Source organism: Pseudomonas sp. Sample_24, from assembly GCF_004307605.1.
In the GTDB taxonomy this organism is placed as follows: Bacteria; Pseudomonadota; Gammaproteobacteria; order Pseudomonadales; family Pseudomonadaceae; genus Aquipseudomonas.
The window spans coordinates 39,780-56,837 of sequence record NZ_RCNW01000209.1; the positions used below are offsets into that span (position 1 = coordinate 39,780).

Genomic DNA, 17,058 nt, shown 5'->3' on the forward strand with positions numbered 1-17,058 from the left:
TTCACGGGCAGACCCGGCGGATCTGCGCATGTTTAATAGATCAGGCTGACGTGTTGGAAGTGGATGGAAGCGGGTCGAGCTGCCGCCCCATTTCACAAATCAGAAAGGCAATCGAATCGGCATTGCGCAAAATGATGTCGATCCGTTTCTCTGCGTTACTCGGATCCAGGAACGCATCGCGGGCTGCTGCCATGGTACGGGTGCCCGCAATAGTGAGGATTTCCTTGCCAATGTGAGTCGAACCCGGGATCGAATCCAGGCTTATCCATGACTGCAAGCGACTGTTCCAGCGTGCGAAGAGTTCCTCCTTCGGGGTGCTCAGGGACAACGCCTCCCGCTGAAACTTCGTCTGACTTTGCTTCATTGCCCGGCCGTAACCGGTGATCGGTGCGACAAGATCGAGAAATGGCCGCCGGGCCTCCAGGGTCGCGATATCCAGGGTTTTTGAAAACTGATGGGAAAATTCGTGAATCAGCGTGGCTGCCTGGCTGTGACCATCGACATCAAAGGGTTCAGTCAGACAGGACTTGTACCAGTCCAGTTGTTGATCGAAGAACCTTTCAGTGAAATGCACATGGTTGCTTGCGTCATCATTGACCACGAACGCGATCAGATTGGCTTGCTGGTATTTGTTCGAACCGACGACAAAGCGCTCGGTGTTCATCAAGTCTTCGTCCGGATCCACCAGTGCCGTACACACCGGCAGTATCGCCTGTTTGATTTTATCGAGCAGGGCGGTGTCGACGGCGCTGACATCAAAAAAACGCTTGAGAAAGGTGTCGAGGCGCGTGCCACTGGTGAGTTGCCTTTGTTGCGCCAGATTGTGCAGGCTGTTGAAGGCGTAATAGCGCGCCAGGTCGATGGCCTGCACAATCATGCGGGCCTTTTCCGGATGATTGGCGCGGATGGCTGCCATGCCCCGCGCTTCGATGTTCAGTACCAGCCTGGCTTCGAGGCTCGCCACATAGTCGTTACGCATTTTTGACAGGGCTTTTCCGTAATGCACGGTGTGCACGTCGGGGTCGAGCACCAATTGCCGGGTCGATGTGCTCGCCAGATAGGGCCCGTCGTGGCTGGCATTGAGGATTTGCCAGACCGCAGCGGGTTTATCGACGCGATAGACCTTGCCGGCGATGGGCGCGTAACGGTGTTTGTCGACTGAATTGAGGTAGGTGCCATCGACGGCATTTTTGCTCAGATCTTTCAGGGACACGGTCGACGCTTCGAAGGTTTGCAATTGAGTGCGTGAGGCAGACGTCAGTTTGATCTCAGACCATTTCGGTTTAGTCACGGCGGTGATGACCGGTGTTGTTTCGCTGGATTCCTGCAATGTCAGCTGTTCATTCTCGAGCGACAAACGCCCCAAGGAGACCATTTGTACCGTACCGGCAATAAACGCCTGCAAGGCCCGCGTCCAATGGTGGTCCTGCAACGCTTCGGCGGAGGCTTTGAAATCCTTGAAGCTTTGCCATAAGAACTGCACATAGGCGAGTTTGCCCGGCAACAGACCGGACGCCAATTTGAGACCGGAGCTGAACAGATGTTTGACGGCCTCCCAATCCGACTGGCCGTTGGCAAGCGATCGGCTGCCGAGCATTCGCTGCAACAGGCTGGCATTGTCGCTGAACAAGCTATCCAACAGATTGCCGTCAATGGCAGACGAGGCGAGGGTGATTTCGCTTTCCTCGCCGATCGTGGACTTGAGCAGGTTACTGAAGATCGATTGTTGGTTTTCAGGTAATCGCCGAATCACCAGGTCCTGGAATGAACCGGGGGTATTGATCGCCGCAACGACTTTGGCCTCGCTTTCAAACTCGCTGAAAGCCGAGCCTGCAAAGTATGGCGCATACAGGACATGCGGCCCGTGATGGCCGGCACCAGGGCTGATCAAATACAGTCCCAGGGTTTTGATGGCAGCAGCCCCCGCTGTCTTGATCAGTTCGAGCGGTCGGACGATAGCGTGCGCGCCTTCCACCGAGGCTCGAGCGGTGGCGTCCGGCATATCGAGCACTTGGCTGACCAGATCGAATGCCTCGCTGGAAAGACGCTGTTGCAACTTCAATGCGTGAGCATGCTGCAAGAGCTGCCAAGGAAGCTGTTGGGCAAAACGACGTTTACACTCTTCAGTGTCAGCGCCGGTCAATGTATCCGCCACCCGTTTTGCAAAGTCACTCTCGATATTCAGGGACTGCAAAAACTGTTGAACAACGCTCTGGTTCAGTCCCTCGGGCAGCGAGGTGGTCGTGGTTGATGTGATCTTGAAGCCCGTGCCTTGAGCAATCTTGACGTGATTGAGGGCGAAATCGGTCAGGGCCAGAGGCGGGCCGGCCAACGCCAGGTTGGGGGTGATTGTGATGTCGTCAGGGCTGAGCGACGTCCCGGGAAACCGGCTGGCAAGCAATGACTTCAACCGCTCGCGCGTGTAGTCAGATAGCGTCTGTATTCCATGCAGATAGTCTTTGTCATCGGTAACGCTGTTGCGGTACTGCTCCAGCAATTCGATGTGCAACTGTTGCTCTTCGACGGGCGCCATGCCCAGCCAGGCGGGTAAGGACTGCTGTTGTGAAATGGCTTTGGCGATACTGGCGGCCCTGGGCAAGTTGGTGTCGATGATGTTTTTCGTCAGTTCGCCAAGTGCCTTGCGCTCTTTGGCCTGCGCAAGCTTGCGCGAGCGTACCTGCTCACAAGTGGCCAGAAAGTGTTCGATGGATGATTGCGTGAGGTGCTCCATCACGTTGCCTTCGATCAGCCGCAACGCGTGGATTGAGTAGCGTTGATGAAATTGACGCAGGGCGGGGGACAGGTTCTCCAGCAGCTCCAGACGGATGCGAGGGTCGAGCAGGCGTCGGTTCAGTACCTGTTTCGCGCGGTTGAGCGAATCAAAGACCTCGAGTCCTGCTGCCGGGGACCTTAAAATGACGCGTCCCGAATGTTGGTTATCAAGTCCGCCACGCTCGGTCAGCAGCACGCAATTGGCCAAGGGCAGCAGCTCTTTCTGTCCGCTGCATTCAATCATCAGCGTGTAGGCGTCAGGCCGGAATCCATTGAGTGCGCGGCGACTTTTGCGATCCGGTTGATCGGGGTTGAACACCGTGTCGACGATGGACTGTTCTGCCGTCCGCAAGGTTTTATCAAGCACCCGCAGCCTGGCTTCCCCGCCAACTCCGACGGACAGGGCATGGGCTATTTTCGGTTTGATTTTCTCCAGATAGAGCCGTTGCAACGCCAGTGAAGTGATCGGTTGGGCGGCGAAGTCTGTGCTGATCGGTGTTTCGACAGCCGTGAAAGTTTTCACGTAGGCCGCCGCGGTGTCGCCGCGCACCGCCGAGGGTTTTTGCTTGCCCACCAGCATTGGCTGTGTACTCCAGCGACCATCGGTGCCGAGCGCGAGCAAGCGTTCGCTGATCATCGAACGTATATCCAGCGCTTTGTCGAACAGGGCATGGAGGTTCACCGTGCCGTCGCTGTGACGGAAAACCTGCAAGGCGTATTCGATGTTTTGCCGTTGTTTGGTGATGATTGCCTCGAACAGAACCGTGAATATCGGGCCGTAAACGACCTCTCCGGAGACTTGCGGCTGATCGAATCCGATGAAGCTGTTTCGTTCGCCCAGACTCAGCAGGCCATAGACTTCATCCTCGTGACCACTGGCGCTGAACTTGCTCATCAACGTCGCTTTCAAGTCTTGATAGTCTTTCAGTACCTGTAATCCCTGGGTCGGGGTGTAAAGGTAGGCAGTCGAGTGGCTGATCATCAGCGAGCCCGCCAATTCCACGAAGTTGGCTTGCTGCTCCCACAGGCGCACCGTCTCCAGGGTAACGGTGTGCGTGGTGGCGGTTGGTTGAAACAAAGTGTGCAGGGCACGGCTTTGGTCGGGGCTGATGATCTTCGCCTCACGCTTGAGCAAAATATCTGCTCGTGCCTGCTGACACAGGGCCCTGCTGAAGAGTGACCTGCGCGTTGCACCGTCACCGGCCGCGGGTGCTTCCCAGTAGGCTTCCAAGCGCTGGAAAAGCAGGGGCAGCAGTTTGCTGGAGGCGCTAAGTACCGCAGATTGCCAATGTTGCTGGTCGGAACTGCTGGCGTTTTTCTGCGGGTGAGAAAACTCGACATGTTGACCCGCTGGCCACTGTTGATTGCGGTAATGGGACAGCACCGCAGCCTTCAGTGACAAGGAGTTGCTCAAGCGTTCAAAGGTGTTCTGCGTCTGGCCGACAGTGGCGTCGAGATAAAAATCTGCCCGGGTCTGACGCTGATCGAGCCCGGGCTGCGTGTTTGCCAGCAAGTCGGCAATTATCGTGTCGAGCAATGAATCGAGGGACGGCAGGGCAACCAGTTCGTCGATGAGTGCCTGATCATTCACAGCCAGGTTTTGGCGAATGGCAGCACCCTGGTCTTCGAATACATCGCCATCGATCGTCTGATAAGTCACCTGGACGCTGGTAGCCTCCGCCAGCGTCTTGCGCTGGGCAAGGGACATGAAGGCCAGCAGGTTATCGTCCTCGTCAGCGTCGCCAAGTTTTTGTACCAGGTGTTCGGTCAAGGCTGCTCGGCTGTAGAACTTCTGAATGCCGGCGTAGGGTGTATAAACGATCGCCCCGTTGGTATCCGGAGAAGGGCTCAACACGAAACAGCCGGCAAGAGGCACCGGTACCTGGTCGGAGGTGCCTATCAGTATTCTTTCGACGAGCATCGGTGGTGACTGACGACTGCGCAGGGTCTGGCTGGTGAGTTCAATGTGCTTGAACCATTCGAAATCTTTGCGCGCCAGGCCGTGGATATTGCCCAGTTCAGTCCAACGGCCGGGGGACTGCAGGGCTTCGGGGAAAAACAGTGGATCTGGAGGTACAGGCATTATCGAATCTCGAACAAGGCACTGCGCAGAGCGCCAATGGATGGAGCGTCGAGACTAAAAGCCGCGGCTGCGGTACGGGTGGTAGATAGTTAACGCACGACAGGTCCATGTTCATGCAAACAGGCACCACCGAAGGGTTGACAGCGCATACGCCGCGCGTTGTTAATCGGCGCTCTACGTACGCTGTAGCCCCCTCCAATAATTAGTCTGGAGCTTCAGATGTCTGCGCCACACGAACATGTGTCTACTGTTGTCTCGCAAAACCTGTCACTCGATGAGCTGACGGCACTGCTTGAGAAGATATTCCTGCGTCACGGCACTTCGGCCGATGTCGCGCGGGTGCTGGCGCAAAACTGCGCCGGTGCCGAGCGCGACGGCGCCCACAGCCACGGCGTGTTCCGTATGCCTGGCTATGTCTCGACGCTCAAGAGCGGCTGGGTCGACGGCCAGGCTGTTCCGACGGTCGAGGATGTGGCTTCGGGGTTTGTCCGGGTCGATGCCAAAAACGGTTTTGCGCAACCGGCCCTGGCTGCCGCTCGGCCACTATTGATAGAAAAGGCTCGCAGCGCGGGCATCGCGGTCCTGGCGATCCGTAATTCCCACCACTTCGCGGCGCTCTGGCCGGACGTTGAACCCTTTGCCTATGAAGGGTTGGTGGCGCTCAGTGTGGTCAACAGCATGACGTGTGTGGTGCCCCACGGTGCCGATCGACCATTGTTCGGCACCAACCCGATTGCCTTCGCTGCCCCTCGGGCTGACGGCGAGCCAATCGTGTTCGATCTGGCCACCAGCGCCATCGCCCACGGCGATGTTCAGATCGCTGCGCGCAAGGGCGAGCGCCTGGCACCCGGCATGGGCGTGGACAGTCTCGGTCAGCCGACCCAGGACCCGAAGGCGATTCTTGAAGGTGGCGCGTTGTTGCCGTTCGGCGGGCACAAGGGCTCGGCGCTGTCGATGATGGTGGAGCTGTTGGCGGCGGCGTTGACCGGGGGTAATTTTTCTTTCGAGTTCGACTGGAAAAATCACCCGGGCGCAAAGACTCCCTGGACCGGTCAATTGTTGATCGTCATCGACCCGAGCAAAGCCGCCGGGCAGAACTTCGCCGAACGCAGTCAGGAGTTGGTGCGACAGATGCACGGTGTGGGGCTCAAGCGATTGCCGGGTGATCGGCGTCACTATCAGCGGGCCAAGTCGCAAGCCGACGGCATCGCACTCGATGAGCAGACACTGGCGGATCTGCGGGAGCTGGCAGGGCTCTGATCTGAAAAACCTGTGGGAGCGAATTCGCTCCCACAGGTTTTGTGTTCAGGTTGATGATCAGCGGCGTGCCAGGAGCATCCCCACCACAAGGCCGAAACCCGCCGATACCGCAACCGTCTGCCAAGGGTGGCCGCCGATGTAGGTTTCAGTGGCCTCGACTGCAGGCAGTGTCCGGTTGCGTACGCTGGTCACCGAATCCCGGGCCTGCTGGAGTTTCAGGGCGATTTGCCCACGCAATGTCTCTGCTTCCTCACCGACCAGTGAGGCACTGCTTTTGAGCAGCTTTTCCGACTCTTCGATCAGCGATTGAAGCTCGCTGAAGGCTTGATCCTTGATTTGTTCATCGGCAGCCTGTGCGGCGGTTTTCCGGGCCATTGAAGTACTCCTTGCAGTGGGTGAACAGTGAACAATGGAGTCCTCGGCACTGGAAAAAGTTGCAGCGATTTCTCGCGTCAGCCCGATTCCAAGGAAATCCAGCGCAGGACGATTCATCCTACAGTGTAAGATGTCGCCTATTTTATGCAGCAGGAAAAATCCCATGAGCTTCAATCTGGCCGACAAATCCCTCGCCGAGCGCGCTGCGCTTGAAGATGAAAAATCCCGTCTGTTCGAACTCTGGCAAAACAACCTGGGCAAAGCCAAGGGTGAAGCGGCGCGCTTGTTTGGCGAACGTGCTAAACGCAAAGGCAAGTGGGCCGAGTGGGTTCGTGCCGAGCTGGACGGCATGTCGCCACCGGAGTACTCGAACATGGTGCGCAGTGAAGTCAATCGCCTGATGGCCGCCAACAAGTAAGTCGCTACATAAAACTCGCCACGATCGCCTCGCGCACTTTCAGCACCACCGGGTCTGGTTGGGTGCTGGTACGCCAGCCCAGCTCGATCGGATAGCGCGGCAATGCCAAGGGGCAAGGCAGCAATGTCAGGCCGCTGAGCGCAGCAATGCTCCTGGCCGCGTGAGCCGGAATGGTCGCCACCGCCTGACTGCCCTTGAGCAGATGCGGCAGTGCTGCAAAGTGCGTGGTCGAGGCGCACACCCGGCGACTCAAGCCCACTGCCGCCAGCCCTTCATCGGTAATGCCGATAAAGCCCCCCGAAGACACAAGGATGTGCTCACGGGTGACGAACTCCTCCAGACTGATGGTCTGCTGGCCCTCGCTGAGGCTCAGCGGGTCGACCAGACACAAGTAACTTCCTTCCCCCAGCACCTGACGGCTCAGCAAGCGTTCGGCGAACCCGCCGGCGGCAATCGCCAGATCGATGCTGCGTTCCATCAAGGCCTGAGCGACGATCTGGCTGTGGGTCTGGCGAAAGATCAGGCGCAACTTCGGCGCGCAGCGGGCAATTTCCTCTATCAGCCGACGCCCGTAGGCAATCTCGAAATCATCCGACAAGCCGATACTCACCGAGCGTCCGTCGTAATGGTGGGTAGTCGGATCGACCATCGCCAGGCTCTGCCGGCATTTATTCAGTGCATCGCTGACCACCGGCTTGAGTTGATTGGCCTTGAGCGTTGGCGCGAGGCCCCGGCCGGTTCGGACAAACAATTGGTCGCCATACACCTCACGCAACCGCCGCAATGCGGCACTGACCGCCGATTGCGTGACACCAAGGCGCAGCGCCGCTCGACTGGCACTGGACTCTTCGTGCAGGGCTTCAAAGACTTTCAACAAATTGAGATCGATATCGCTGATATTCATTTGGTTCATATCATTCAGCAGCTAACTGGGCTTTATTCATGATCCCGTGTCGCCGCAGAATCAGCAACATCTGACCCCGCTGGAGTTACTGTGATGCCCAAGTCAATCGTTGCTGCGCTGCAAATCGGCGCCTTGCCCGGCGGCAAGGCCGACACGCTGGAGCAAATTCTGTCGTATGAAAGTGCAATCATCGAATCCGCCGCCGCCCTGGTGGTGATGCCCGAAGCGCTGCTCGGCGGTTATCCGAAAGGTGAAGGGTTCGGCACCCAATTGGGCTATCGACTGCCGGAAGGGCGCGAAGCCTTTGCCCGTTATTTTGCCAACGCCATCGACGTGCCGGGCTTGGAAACGCAAGCGCTGGCCGGGCTTTCAGCGCGTACCGGCGCCAACCTGGTGATCGGCGTCATCGAGCGCTCGGGCAGCACGTTGTATTGCACTGCGCTGTATTTCGATCCGCAGGCGGGACTGGTCGGCAAGCATCGCAAATTGATGCCGACCGGCACCGAACGGCTGATCTGGGGCAAGGGCGATGGTTCGACGTTACCGGTGATCGACAGCCAGGTCGGGCGGGTCGCGGCGGTGGTGTGCTGGGAAAACATGATGCCGCTGTTGCGCACAGCGATGTACGCCAAGGGGGTGGAGGTGTGGTGCGCGCCGACGGTGGATGAGCGGGAAATGTGGCAAGTCAGCATGCGGCACATCGCGCACGAGGGGCGCTGCTTTGTGGTCAGCGCTTGTCAGGTTCAGGACTCGCCACAGGCCTTGGGCCTGGAAGTCGCCAATTGGCCTTCGGACCGGCCATTGATTGCTGGCGGCAGTGTGATTGTCGGGCCGATGGGCGATATTTTGGCCGGTCCGCTGCGTGGTGGTCGCGGTTTGCTGACCGCCGAAATTGACACGGACGACTTGATCCGCGCGCGTTACGACTACGACGTGGTCGGGCACTATGCGCGCCCGGATGTGTTCGAGTTGACGGTGGATGAGCGAGCGAAACCGGGTGTGCGCTTTGCTTCATAGCCTCTGCATCTGCAGCGTTACCGGCTGCCCGTCGCCGGCCCTGGCAGGCTGAGCTTGCCGCTATCGACAAAGCGCATGGTGCCGAACAAGCCGCCGGCGAGTTTGCCACGCAGGATGTAGGGCATGTTGTTCAGGGTCTGCGTCTTGCTCAAGCCGAAGGTCTGGCGCAGCACCGAGAACGCCGAGACGCTGACGGGAACCGTGAGCACGGTTTCGGAGAAGCGCGCAATCGAACCCGACTGATCGCTGACACCGGAAGCGAAGGGTTGGCCGTTGATGTCCAGATCCAGCGCCACCCCGTTGAAACTGATCGAGCCCTCATTGGGATTCTGCACACGAATCTTCACCGCAAAACGGATCTCCATGTCCTGGCTTTGCAAAGGTTCGATGCCAACCACATTGATGTTCAACGGATCGCGATTCGGGAGCAGGGCGCAGGCGCTGAGGGAGAGTAACAACAGGGAAAGGATAACGGCGTGGACGCTGCGCATGGACGTGCTCTCACAAGTAAAAAAGGGCTGAGCCGCAATGGCTCGGCCCTTGAGCATTTGCCTAGCTGTTCAACTGTGCGACAACCGCAGGTCTGGCGGGTTCACTCTTGGCCGGGACATCCGGGTTTTCCATGACCTGCAGAATCGACGCTTCAGGATCGAAATCGTCTTCTTCCAGCTCGATGAATTCTTCCGGCAGGAAGATGTTCAGAACGATGGCGCACAATGCACCGACGGTGATCGGCGATTCAAAGATGTTGTGCAGCGCCTTCGGCAGCTCACGCAAGACTTCCGGCACCGCGGCCACACCCAGGCCCATGCCGATGGAAATCGCCACGATCAGCATGTTGCGCCGATGCAGACCGGCTTCGGCGAGGATCTTGATCCCGGCCACGGCAACCGTGCCGAACATCACCAGTTCAGCGCCTCCGAGTACCGGTTTTGGCATCAATTGCAGCACGGCGCCGATCATCGGGAACAGCCCCAGCACGACCAGCAAACCAGCAATGAAAAACGCCACGTAACGGCTGGCCACGCCGGTCAGCTGGATGACGCCGTTGTTCTGCGCGAACGTCACCATCGGCATGCTGTTGAACACCGCGGCCATCGCCGAGTTGAGACCATCAGCCAGCAATCCGGATTTGATCCGGCGAATGTACACCGGGCCTTTGACCGGCTGCCGGGAGATCATTGAGTTGGCGGTCAGGTCACCGGCGGCTTCCAGTGGCGACACCAGGAAAATCACCGCCACCGGCACGAACGCGACCCAATCGAAAGAGAAGCCGTACTTGAACGGCACCGGCACGCTCATCAACGGCACAGCAGGCAGGCTGGCGAAATCGACGTGCCCCAGCAGCCAGGCGACGACATAGCCAAGGGTCAGGCCGATGACGATTGCCCCCAGGCGCAGGAACGGCACGTCCACGCGGTTGAGTACCACGATAGTGCCAAGCACCAGTGCGGCCAGGCCAAGATGGCTCGCTGCACCGAGGTCAGGCGCGCCGAAACCGCCGGCAATGTCGGTCATCGCGACCTTGATCAACGACAAACCCATGAGGGTGATGATGGTGCCCGTCACCACCGGGGTGATCAGCATACGCAGCTTGCCGATGAATTGGCTCAGCACCACTTCGATGAACGCGGCGAAGAAGCACACGCCGAAGATCGTCGAGAGAATCTCATCGGTGCCGCCGCCCCGGGCCTTTACCATGAACCCGGCGCTGAGGATCACGCTGATGAACGAAAAACTCGTGCCTTGCAGGCACAGCAGGCCTGAACCGACCGGTCCGAAGCGTCGCGCCTGAACAAATGTGCCCAGGCCGGAAACGAATAGCGCCATGCTGATCAGGTACGGTATTTCGCTTTGCAGGCCGAGGGCACTGCCCATGATCAGCGTCGGGGTGATGATGCCGACGAAACTGGCCAGCACATGTTGCAGGGCTGCGAACACGGTAGCCGTCAGGTGAGGGCGGTCGTCGAGGCCGTAGATCAGGTCGTTATTGCGCGGGGTTTTTTCTGGGGAGGTCATGGTGGTTTGCGTGCCGGGAGGCGGGACCGGGTCGGAAAATGGAGGCGCAGGATGCCAGAACGGTCCGATCACGGCAAAAGAACCTTCAGGCAAAAGCCGCCAGTAAATCCTCTTCAAACGCTTTCTGCGCATCCCCCGGCACCAGCGCCCGATGCCTGGCCAGATGAAACGCCACGTCGAAACTCATTTCCTCGCGGCGCACCGCGCGCAACAGGCCTTTGTCTTCCCAAGCACGGGCAAAGTGGCTGGGCAGATAACCGATATGCTTGCCGGACAGAATAAAGGCGAGGGTGCCTTCGACCTGTTCTGCCCGCGCCGAACACAGTTTGCCCTGGAAGGGCTCGTCACTGCGCAGGAAGCGGTAAGGGTGATCGACCCGGTCGCAGGCTTGCAGGGCCCGGTCATCCGGCGCTGCATCGGCGAACAGCGGATGGCCGACTGCGCAATACAAATGCTGGGTTTCACTGAAAAGTTGGCGGTAATCAAAAGCGTTCTGGATCTGCGAGAAGTACCCGATCGCCAAATCCAGTCGCTGTTGCAGCAGCAGGCGTTCCATTTCGCCGGGCATGGCACTCATCAACTCAATACGCACCGATTCGTCGCGCTGGCGAAAGCGTCGGATGGCCTCCGCGACCCGTTGCAGCACCGATTGATCCAGCGCTTCGGACAAGCCCAGGCGCACTTCGCCGATCAGGCGACCGGCCACGCCATTGGATTGGTGACGGAACGCTTCGATGGACTCGAACAGGCTGCGCGTGGCGTTGAGCAGTTGCTCGCCCTTGGGCGTGACATTGAAGCCACCCTTGCCACGGCTGCACAGCCGATAGCCGAGGCGAGTCTCGAGCTTGGCCATTTGCTGGCTGATGCTCGACTGGCTCAAGCCCAGCTCGCCCTGCGCCGCGCTGAAGCCGCCGCACTCCACCACACTGACAAACAGACGCAACAGTTGCAGGTCCACATCGTGGAGTTGACCGAGCATCAAACATTACTCCCGGGTAATGTCAGGTTAATAAACGTGATATTTCACCAATGTATCCGACGCGGCATCCTGCAACCACTTCCAATGGTCAGGTGTTCGTCATGGCTCCCACGTTCAAGCTGTGTTTACCCGCGTTGTTTCTTGTCGTGTCCGCGTCGGCCAGTGCCGAGGAGAAAGTGCTCAACCTCTACAGTTGGGCCGATTACGTGGCACCGCAAACCTTGAAGCGATTCGAGCAGGAGACCGGCATTCATGTGCGCTACGACACCTTCGATGCGCCGGAAGTGCTGGAAACCAAACTGCTGACCGGTGGCAGTGGCTATGACGTGGTGGTGCCGTCCTCCAGTGTGCTGGCACGCGGCCTGGCGGCGGGTGCACTCAAAGCCATTCCCCACGATGGCTTGAAGGGTTACGCCAATCTTGATCCCGACCTGTTGGAAAAACTGGCGGCGGTCGATCCCGGCAACCGCTACGGCGTGCCCTACACCTGGGGTACGCTGGGCTTGGGAATGAATGTGCAGGCGGTCAAACAACGCCTGCCGAACGTGCCGCTCAATAGCCTGGACCTGCTGTTCAAGCCCGAATATGCCCACCAGCTCAAGGACTGCGGCATTGCGATCATCGACTCACCGCAAGAGGTGATCGGCCTGGCACTGCACTACTTGGGCAAAAACCCCTACAGCACCGACAAGCGCGATCTCGAATCGGCCCAGGCGTTATTGCAGCAATTGCAGCCATCGGTGCTGTACGTCGCCAGCGGCCGGCAGATCAATGATCTGGCCAATGGCAGTGTGTGCCTGGCACTGACCTACAACGGTGACGCGAGCATGGCCGCCGAACAGGCGCGCAAGGCGGCCAAGCCCTATGACATTGCCTACCGGATTCCCAGGGAAGGCACGCTCGTGTGGCAGGACAACCTGGCAATCCCCAAGGATGCACCGCACCCCGAAGCGGCGCGCCAGTTCATCGAATTCATGCTGCGCCCTGAATCCGTCGCCGCACTGACCAATACCCTGTTTTTCGCCACCGCCAACCAGGCTGCAACGTCGCTGGTGGATGAGGTTGTGCGCACCGACCCGGACATTTACCCGCCCGCCGAGGTGCGTGAGCGGCTGTATGCCGACCGCAGCATGAGCCTCAAGGACATGCGCCAGCGCACCCGCGTATGGACCAGTTTCCGTAGCCGTCAATAACAAGGAGCCTTCAATGGACGTCCCAGCGCAGAACGACCAAGCCATCACCCGTGACAGCCTCTACGGCACCGCGGCCGAAAGTACTTACGCTGGCATCACCAGTTTCATGCGCCGTCGTTACAGCCGCGATTTGCGCGGTGTCGACGTGGCGGTCAGCGGTGTGCCGTTCGACACCGCCACCAGCAACCGTCCCGGCGCACGCTTCGGGCCACGCGGCATTCGTGCAGCGTCCACCGGGATTGCCTGGGAACGCCACTGGCCGTGGGCCTTCGACCCGTTCGATCATCTGGCGGTGATCGATTACGGCGATTGCGACTTCGATTACGGTTCACCACAGTCGACTCCGCAAGCCATCGAAGCCCACGCCGAACATATCCTCGGTGCCGGCAGCGCGATGTTGACCTTTGGTGGCGATCACTTCATTACCTATCCGCTGCTCAAGGCTCACGCCCGCAAACACGGGCCGCTGTCGCTGATCCACTTCGACGCCCACAGCGACACCTGGCCGGACGAAGAGGGCAAGCGCATCGACCACGGCACCATGTTCTGGCACGCGGCCAAGGAAGGGCTGGTCGATCCGTCGCGCTCAGTGCAGATCGGCTTGCGCACCACCAACGATGATCATCAGGGGTTTGAGGTGCTGGACGCGCGACAGGTGCATCGATGTGGCGTGGATGCAATCGTCGAAGCGATTCGGGCGCGGGTCGGCGACAATCCGGTGTATCTGACGTTTGACATCGACTGCCTCGACCCCGCTTTCGCCCCAGGGACCGGCACGCCGGTGTGTGGCGGATTGAGCACGGTGCAGGCGCTGGAAATCCTCGGCGGCTTGCGCGGGATCAATCTGGTGGGCATGGATGTGGTGGAAGTGGCGCCAGCCTATGACAATGCAGACATCACCTCGCTCGCGGCGGCGACGTTGGCGATGGAAATGTTGTGCCTCTATGCGGCAAAACATAAGGTCGACCGTTAAGTAGCAATCTCCCGTGGGAGCAAGCTGAACTGGCCAAATGATTTTGCACACTTCAAGCGGGCGCTATGATGGCGCCCGAATCTGAGGTGTTTGCTACTGCCAATTTCTGTCAGTGGCCTCTGCTAAGCTCACTCGAATTTCCGGACTGGGCCTGCCGATCGTGTCGCGAACCACTCGTTTACTGACGTTGCTGCAAGTGTTGCGCGGCCGAAGCCGGCCGGTGACGGCGGCGACGCTGGCCGGGGAACTGGAGATCTCCGAACGCACGCTGTATCGCGACATCGCCGAACTCACCGCCCTCGGTGCACCGATCTATGGCGAGGCGGGAATTGGCTACGTGTTGCGCAGCGGTCTGTTCCTGCCTCCGTTGATGCTCAATGCCGATGAAACCGAAGCCATCGTGCTTGGCTTGCGTTATGTCGACCAGCGAGGGGATGAGGTATTGAGCAAAGCCGCTGCCGACGCCCTGGCCAAGATTGCCGCGGTACTGGCGCCGGAAGCGCTGGACGCGTTGCACAACCCGACCGTTCTGCCGGGACCGTCCGGTTATGGCTTTGCGCCAAATGCGGTGCCGTTGAACGTGTTTCGCCAGGCCATTCGCAGTCAAGCCAAGTTGCACATCGATTATGCAGACGCGCAGCAAGTGCCCAGTCAGCGGTTGATCTGGCCACTGGCCCTGGGTTTTCTCAATGAGGTGCGAATCATCGTCGCCTGGTGCGAATTGCGCAGTGCCTATCGCACCTTTCGCACAGACCGTATTTCGCAAGCGAGGGAGCAGGGCGAGCGCTATCCGGGGCGACGCAGCGACCTGCTGCGAACATGGCGCAAGCAGATGCAACTGGACGATGCAGGGCGTTTCACTCCTGACAAGAATTGACATTCACCTGTTCTAGCATGGCTCCAGAATCAACCAACAAGGAGCCATATCATGTCTCATTCAGCTTCTGCGCTGGCGCCGGCCATCGCCGCCTACATTGCTGCCGCCAATGCCCGTGACACTTCGCGCGTCGGCAGTTTTTTCGCTGAAGATGCCAATGTGTTCGATGAGGGCCAGCATCGGGTCGGCACCCAGGCCATCGCCCAATGGATGCAGGACACGGCCGAGCGGTACCAGCCACGGGTCGAAGTGCTGGGAGTGCAGCAACGCACTGGAAAGGTGCTGGTCAACGGCCTGATTTCCGGCACATTTCCCGGCAGTCCGTTGACGTTGCGCTACATGTTCCGCCTCAATGATCAGGGCAAGATCGCCCGGTTGGACATTTCACTGTAGCTGTCGCGATCTGGTGGCATACTGCCGCGCATGAATGTCGACTCCCCACTCAAAGCCTGGCAACACGCCATCGAACAGAAGGGCTTCGTCCAGGCCGAAGCCCAGGAACATGCCGTCTGGGCCTTGCAGAAGTGCCATGAGGCGCTGCATGAAGGGCGCTCGCCCGTCATGGGCGTTTATCTGTGGGGGCCGGTCGGGCGCGGCAAGACCTGGTTGATGGATCAGTTTTACCAGCACTTGCGGGTGCCGGCCCGGCGGCAGCACTTTCACCATTTCATGGGCTGGGTGCACCAGCGCTCGTTTCAATTGACCGGTACCGCTGACCCGCTGAAGGCGCTGGCGCGTGAATTGAGCGAAGAAGTGCGGGTGCTGTGCTTCGATGAGCTGTTCGTCAATGACATTGGTGACGCAATCATTCTCGGGCGCCTGTTCCAGGTGATGTTCGAACAGGGCGTGGTGGTGGTCTGCACCTCCAACCTTCCACCCGATCAACTGTATGCCGATGGCTTCAACCGCGACCGGTTCTTGCCGGCCATTGCCGCGATCAAACAGCATATGCAGGTGATTGCAGTCGACGGCGGCGAGGATCATCGTCTGCATCCGGGGCAGGGGTTGCAACGCTACTGGGTTGCCGAACCCGGACAGCCCAGTCCGCTGGCGGATGTGTTCAAGGTCCTGACCGTGGGGCAAACGGTTTCCAGCGCGCCGATCAACGTGGGTTATCGACCGCTGGCTGTGGTGCAAGCCAGTCAATCCGTGCTCTGGTGTCGTTACGCCGATCTCTGTGAGCAGTCGTTCGCCGCCATGGATTTCATGGCTTTGTGTGACACCTTCAGCGCTATTGTGCTGAGTGACGTGCCCAACCTCAGCGCGCAAAAACGTGCCGGACGCATTGCCCGGGGCACCGAAGACGCGGCCGTGCGTGTGGAAGCCGGCGACCGGGAGTTGCCGCAGTTGTCGGTGCACGACGACGGCGTGCGACGTTTTATTGCCCTGGTGGATGAGTGCTACGACCGCAAAGTGCCGTTATACCTCGAAGCGCAAGTGCCGATGGATGCGCTGTACACCGAGGGTTATCTGGAATTCCCGTTCCGCCGCACGCTCAGCCGTCTGCAGGAAATGCAGCTGGAACGTTTCGCCGAGGTTTGAAACCCAGGAGGAATGACCATGAATCAACCTCTTTCGCATCACTTGCTGACCATGGCTTACCAGAACGCCTGGGCCAATCATCGCCTGGCCAAGGCCTGGTGCCAATTGAGCGAGGATGAGCTGCAGGCGCACCGCGTCAGTTTCTTTCCCGGTATCCGCGCGACCCTGAATCACATCCTGACCTGCGACTGGTTTTACGTGGATGCCCTTGAGCGGGAGCTGCGCGGCGATGAGCCTCATCCCGATTGCCAAGTGTTTTTCAATGAGGACGAGCCGTTCACCCGCGCTGTGGATCTCAAGCGCGAACAGGCACATGTTGACCGACGCCTGATCGCTTATTGCGAACAGATGCGTGACGCCGATCTGGGCAAAATCGTTACCATTGCCCGCGATACGCCGCAGTACGACAGCCGTTTGCGTCTGTTGTCACATCTGTTCGAGCATCAGATCCATCATCGTGGCCAGGTTCACGCGATGCTCAGTGGAACGCGGGTCAAACCACCGCAACTGGACGAGTTTTTCTGCGCGGGTGAATCGTCCCTGCGGGCACAGGATTTCGCCGAGTTAGGCTGGACCGAAGCCTTGATCTGGGGGCATTAGGACCTTTCGATTTTTTGCTGCTCGCGATATCGTCACGCCGGCCTTC

15 protein-coding genes are annotated in these 17,058 nt (G+C 59.2%); 9 read left to right on the plus strand and 6 right to left on the minus strand.

The window, feature by feature from the left end:
- Positions 1–40: 40 nt before the first annotated feature.
- A complete protein-coding gene (locus tag D8V06_RS10555; RefSeq protein ID WP_130930934.1) occupies positions 41–4,855 on the minus strand; it encodes a DUF6543 domain-containing protein in 4,815 nt (1,604 codons plus the stop codon).
- Between the two features lie 219 nt (positions 4,856–5,074).
- On the opposite strand from D8V06_RS10555, the gene D8V06_RS10560 reads away from it, so the two are divergent.
- On the plus strand, positions 5,075–6,115 hold the full coding sequence (locus D8V06_RS10560) for an Ldh family oxidoreductase (RefSeq protein ID WP_056855471.1): 1,041 nt from the start codon (positions 5,075–5,077) through the stop codon (positions 6,113–6,115).
- Between the two features lie 57 nt (positions 6,116–6,172).
- Here D8V06_RS10560 and D8V06_RS10565 read toward each other — a convergent pair whose 3' ends face one another.
- On the minus strand, positions 6,173–6,490 hold the full coding sequence (locus D8V06_RS10565; RefSeq protein WP_056855470.1) for a DUF883 family protein: 318 nt from the start codon (positions 6,488–6,490) through the stop codon (positions 6,173–6,175).
- Between the two features lie 163 nt (positions 6,491–6,653).
- Here D8V06_RS10565 and D8V06_RS10570 point away from each other — a divergent pair, with 163 nt between their 5' ends.
- A complete protein-coding gene (locus tag D8V06_RS10570; protein ID WP_056855469.1) occupies positions 6,654–6,908 on the plus strand; it encodes a hypothetical protein in 255 nt (84 codons plus the stop codon).
- Between the two features lie 4 nt (positions 6,909–6,912).
- Here D8V06_RS10570 and D8V06_RS10575 read toward each other — a convergent pair whose 3' ends face one another.
- Positions 6,913–7,821, minus strand: coding sequence for a LysR family transcriptional regulator (locus D8V06_RS10575; protein WP_130930935.1), 909 nt, complete (start codon positions 7,819–7,821; stop codon positions 6,913–6,915).
- A gap of 84 nt (positions 7,822–7,905) precedes the next feature.
- Between D8V06_RS10575 and D8V06_RS10580 the strand changes: the two genes are divergently transcribed.
- Entirely contained in the window at positions 7,906–8,829 is a 924-nt protein-coding gene (locus D8V06_RS10580) for a carbon-nitrogen hydrolase family protein (RefSeq protein WP_056855467.1), read from the plus strand.
- 17 nt (positions 8,830–8,846) lie between these two features.
- On the opposite strand, the gene D8V06_RS10585 is transcribed toward D8V06_RS10580, so the two are convergent.
- The 3 genes from D8V06_RS10585 to D8V06_RS10595 all read right to left on the minus strand — a co-directional run bounded on the left by D8V06_RS10585 (position 8,847) and on the right by D8V06_RS10595 (position 11,827).
- Complete coding sequence (locus D8V06_RS10585; protein ID WP_130905620.1) at positions 8,847–9,320, minus strand: LEA type 2 family protein; 474 nt, start codon at positions 9,318–9,320, stop codon at positions 8,847–8,849.
- 61 nt (positions 9,321–9,381) lie between these two features.
- On the minus strand, positions 9,382–10,848 hold the full coding sequence (locus D8V06_RS10590; protein WP_130905619.1) for a nucleobase:cation symporter-2 family protein: 1,467 nt from the start codon (positions 10,846–10,848) through the stop codon (positions 9,382–9,384).
- Between the two features lie 85 nt (positions 10,849–10,933).
- On the minus strand, positions 10,934–11,827 hold the full coding sequence (locus tag D8V06_RS10595; RefSeq protein ID WP_056855465.1) for a LysR family transcriptional regulator: 894 nt from the start codon (positions 11,825–11,827) through the stop codon (positions 10,934–10,936).
- Between the two features lie 101 nt (positions 11,828–11,928).
- Here D8V06_RS10595 and D8V06_RS10600 point away from each other — a divergent pair, with 101 nt between their 5' ends.
- The 6 genes from D8V06_RS10600 to D8V06_RS10625 all read left to right on the plus strand — a co-directional run bounded on the left by D8V06_RS10600 (position 11,929) and on the right by D8V06_RS10625 (position 17,012).
- Entirely contained in the window at positions 11,929–13,020 is a 1,092-nt protein-coding gene (locus D8V06_RS10600) for a polyamine ABC transporter substrate-binding protein (RefSeq protein ID WP_130930936.1), read from the plus strand.
- Positions 13,021–13,033: 13 nt separating this feature from the next.
- Positions 13,034–13,993 (plus strand): agmatinase, encoded by a 960-nt coding sequence (speB, locus tag D8V06_RS10605; protein WP_130930937.1) that lies wholly within the window; start codon positions 13,034–13,036, stop codon positions 13,991–13,993.
- 160 nt (positions 13,994–14,153) lie between these two features.
- Positions 14,154–14,870 (plus strand): YafY family protein, encoded by a 717-nt coding sequence (locus D8V06_RS10610; RefSeq protein ID WP_130905617.1) that lies wholly within the window; start codon positions 14,154–14,156, stop codon positions 14,868–14,870.
- A 51-nt stretch (positions 14,871–14,921) separates the two neighbouring features.
- Positions 14,922–15,263 carry a nuclear transport factor 2 family protein gene (locus tag D8V06_RS10615; protein WP_056855462.1) on the plus strand — a complete coding sequence of 114 codons (342 nt, stop codon included), beginning with the start codon at positions 14,922–14,924 and terminating at the stop codon, positions 15,261–15,263.
- A 30-nt stretch (positions 15,264–15,293) separates the two neighbouring features.
- The gene (gene zapE, locus D8V06_RS10620) at positions 15,294–16,412 is read left to right on the plus strand and encodes a cell division protein ZapE (RefSeq protein WP_130930938.1); all 1,119 of its coding nucleotides are present in this window, start codon (positions 15,294–15,296) and stop codon (positions 16,410–16,412) included.
- A gap of 18 nt (positions 16,413–16,430) precedes the next feature.
- Complete coding sequence (locus D8V06_RS10625) at positions 16,431–17,012, plus strand: DinB family protein (RefSeq protein WP_130905615.1); 582 nt, start codon at positions 16,431–16,433, stop codon at positions 17,010–17,012.
- The last annotated feature ends 46 nt before the right edge of the window (positions 17,013–17,058 follow it).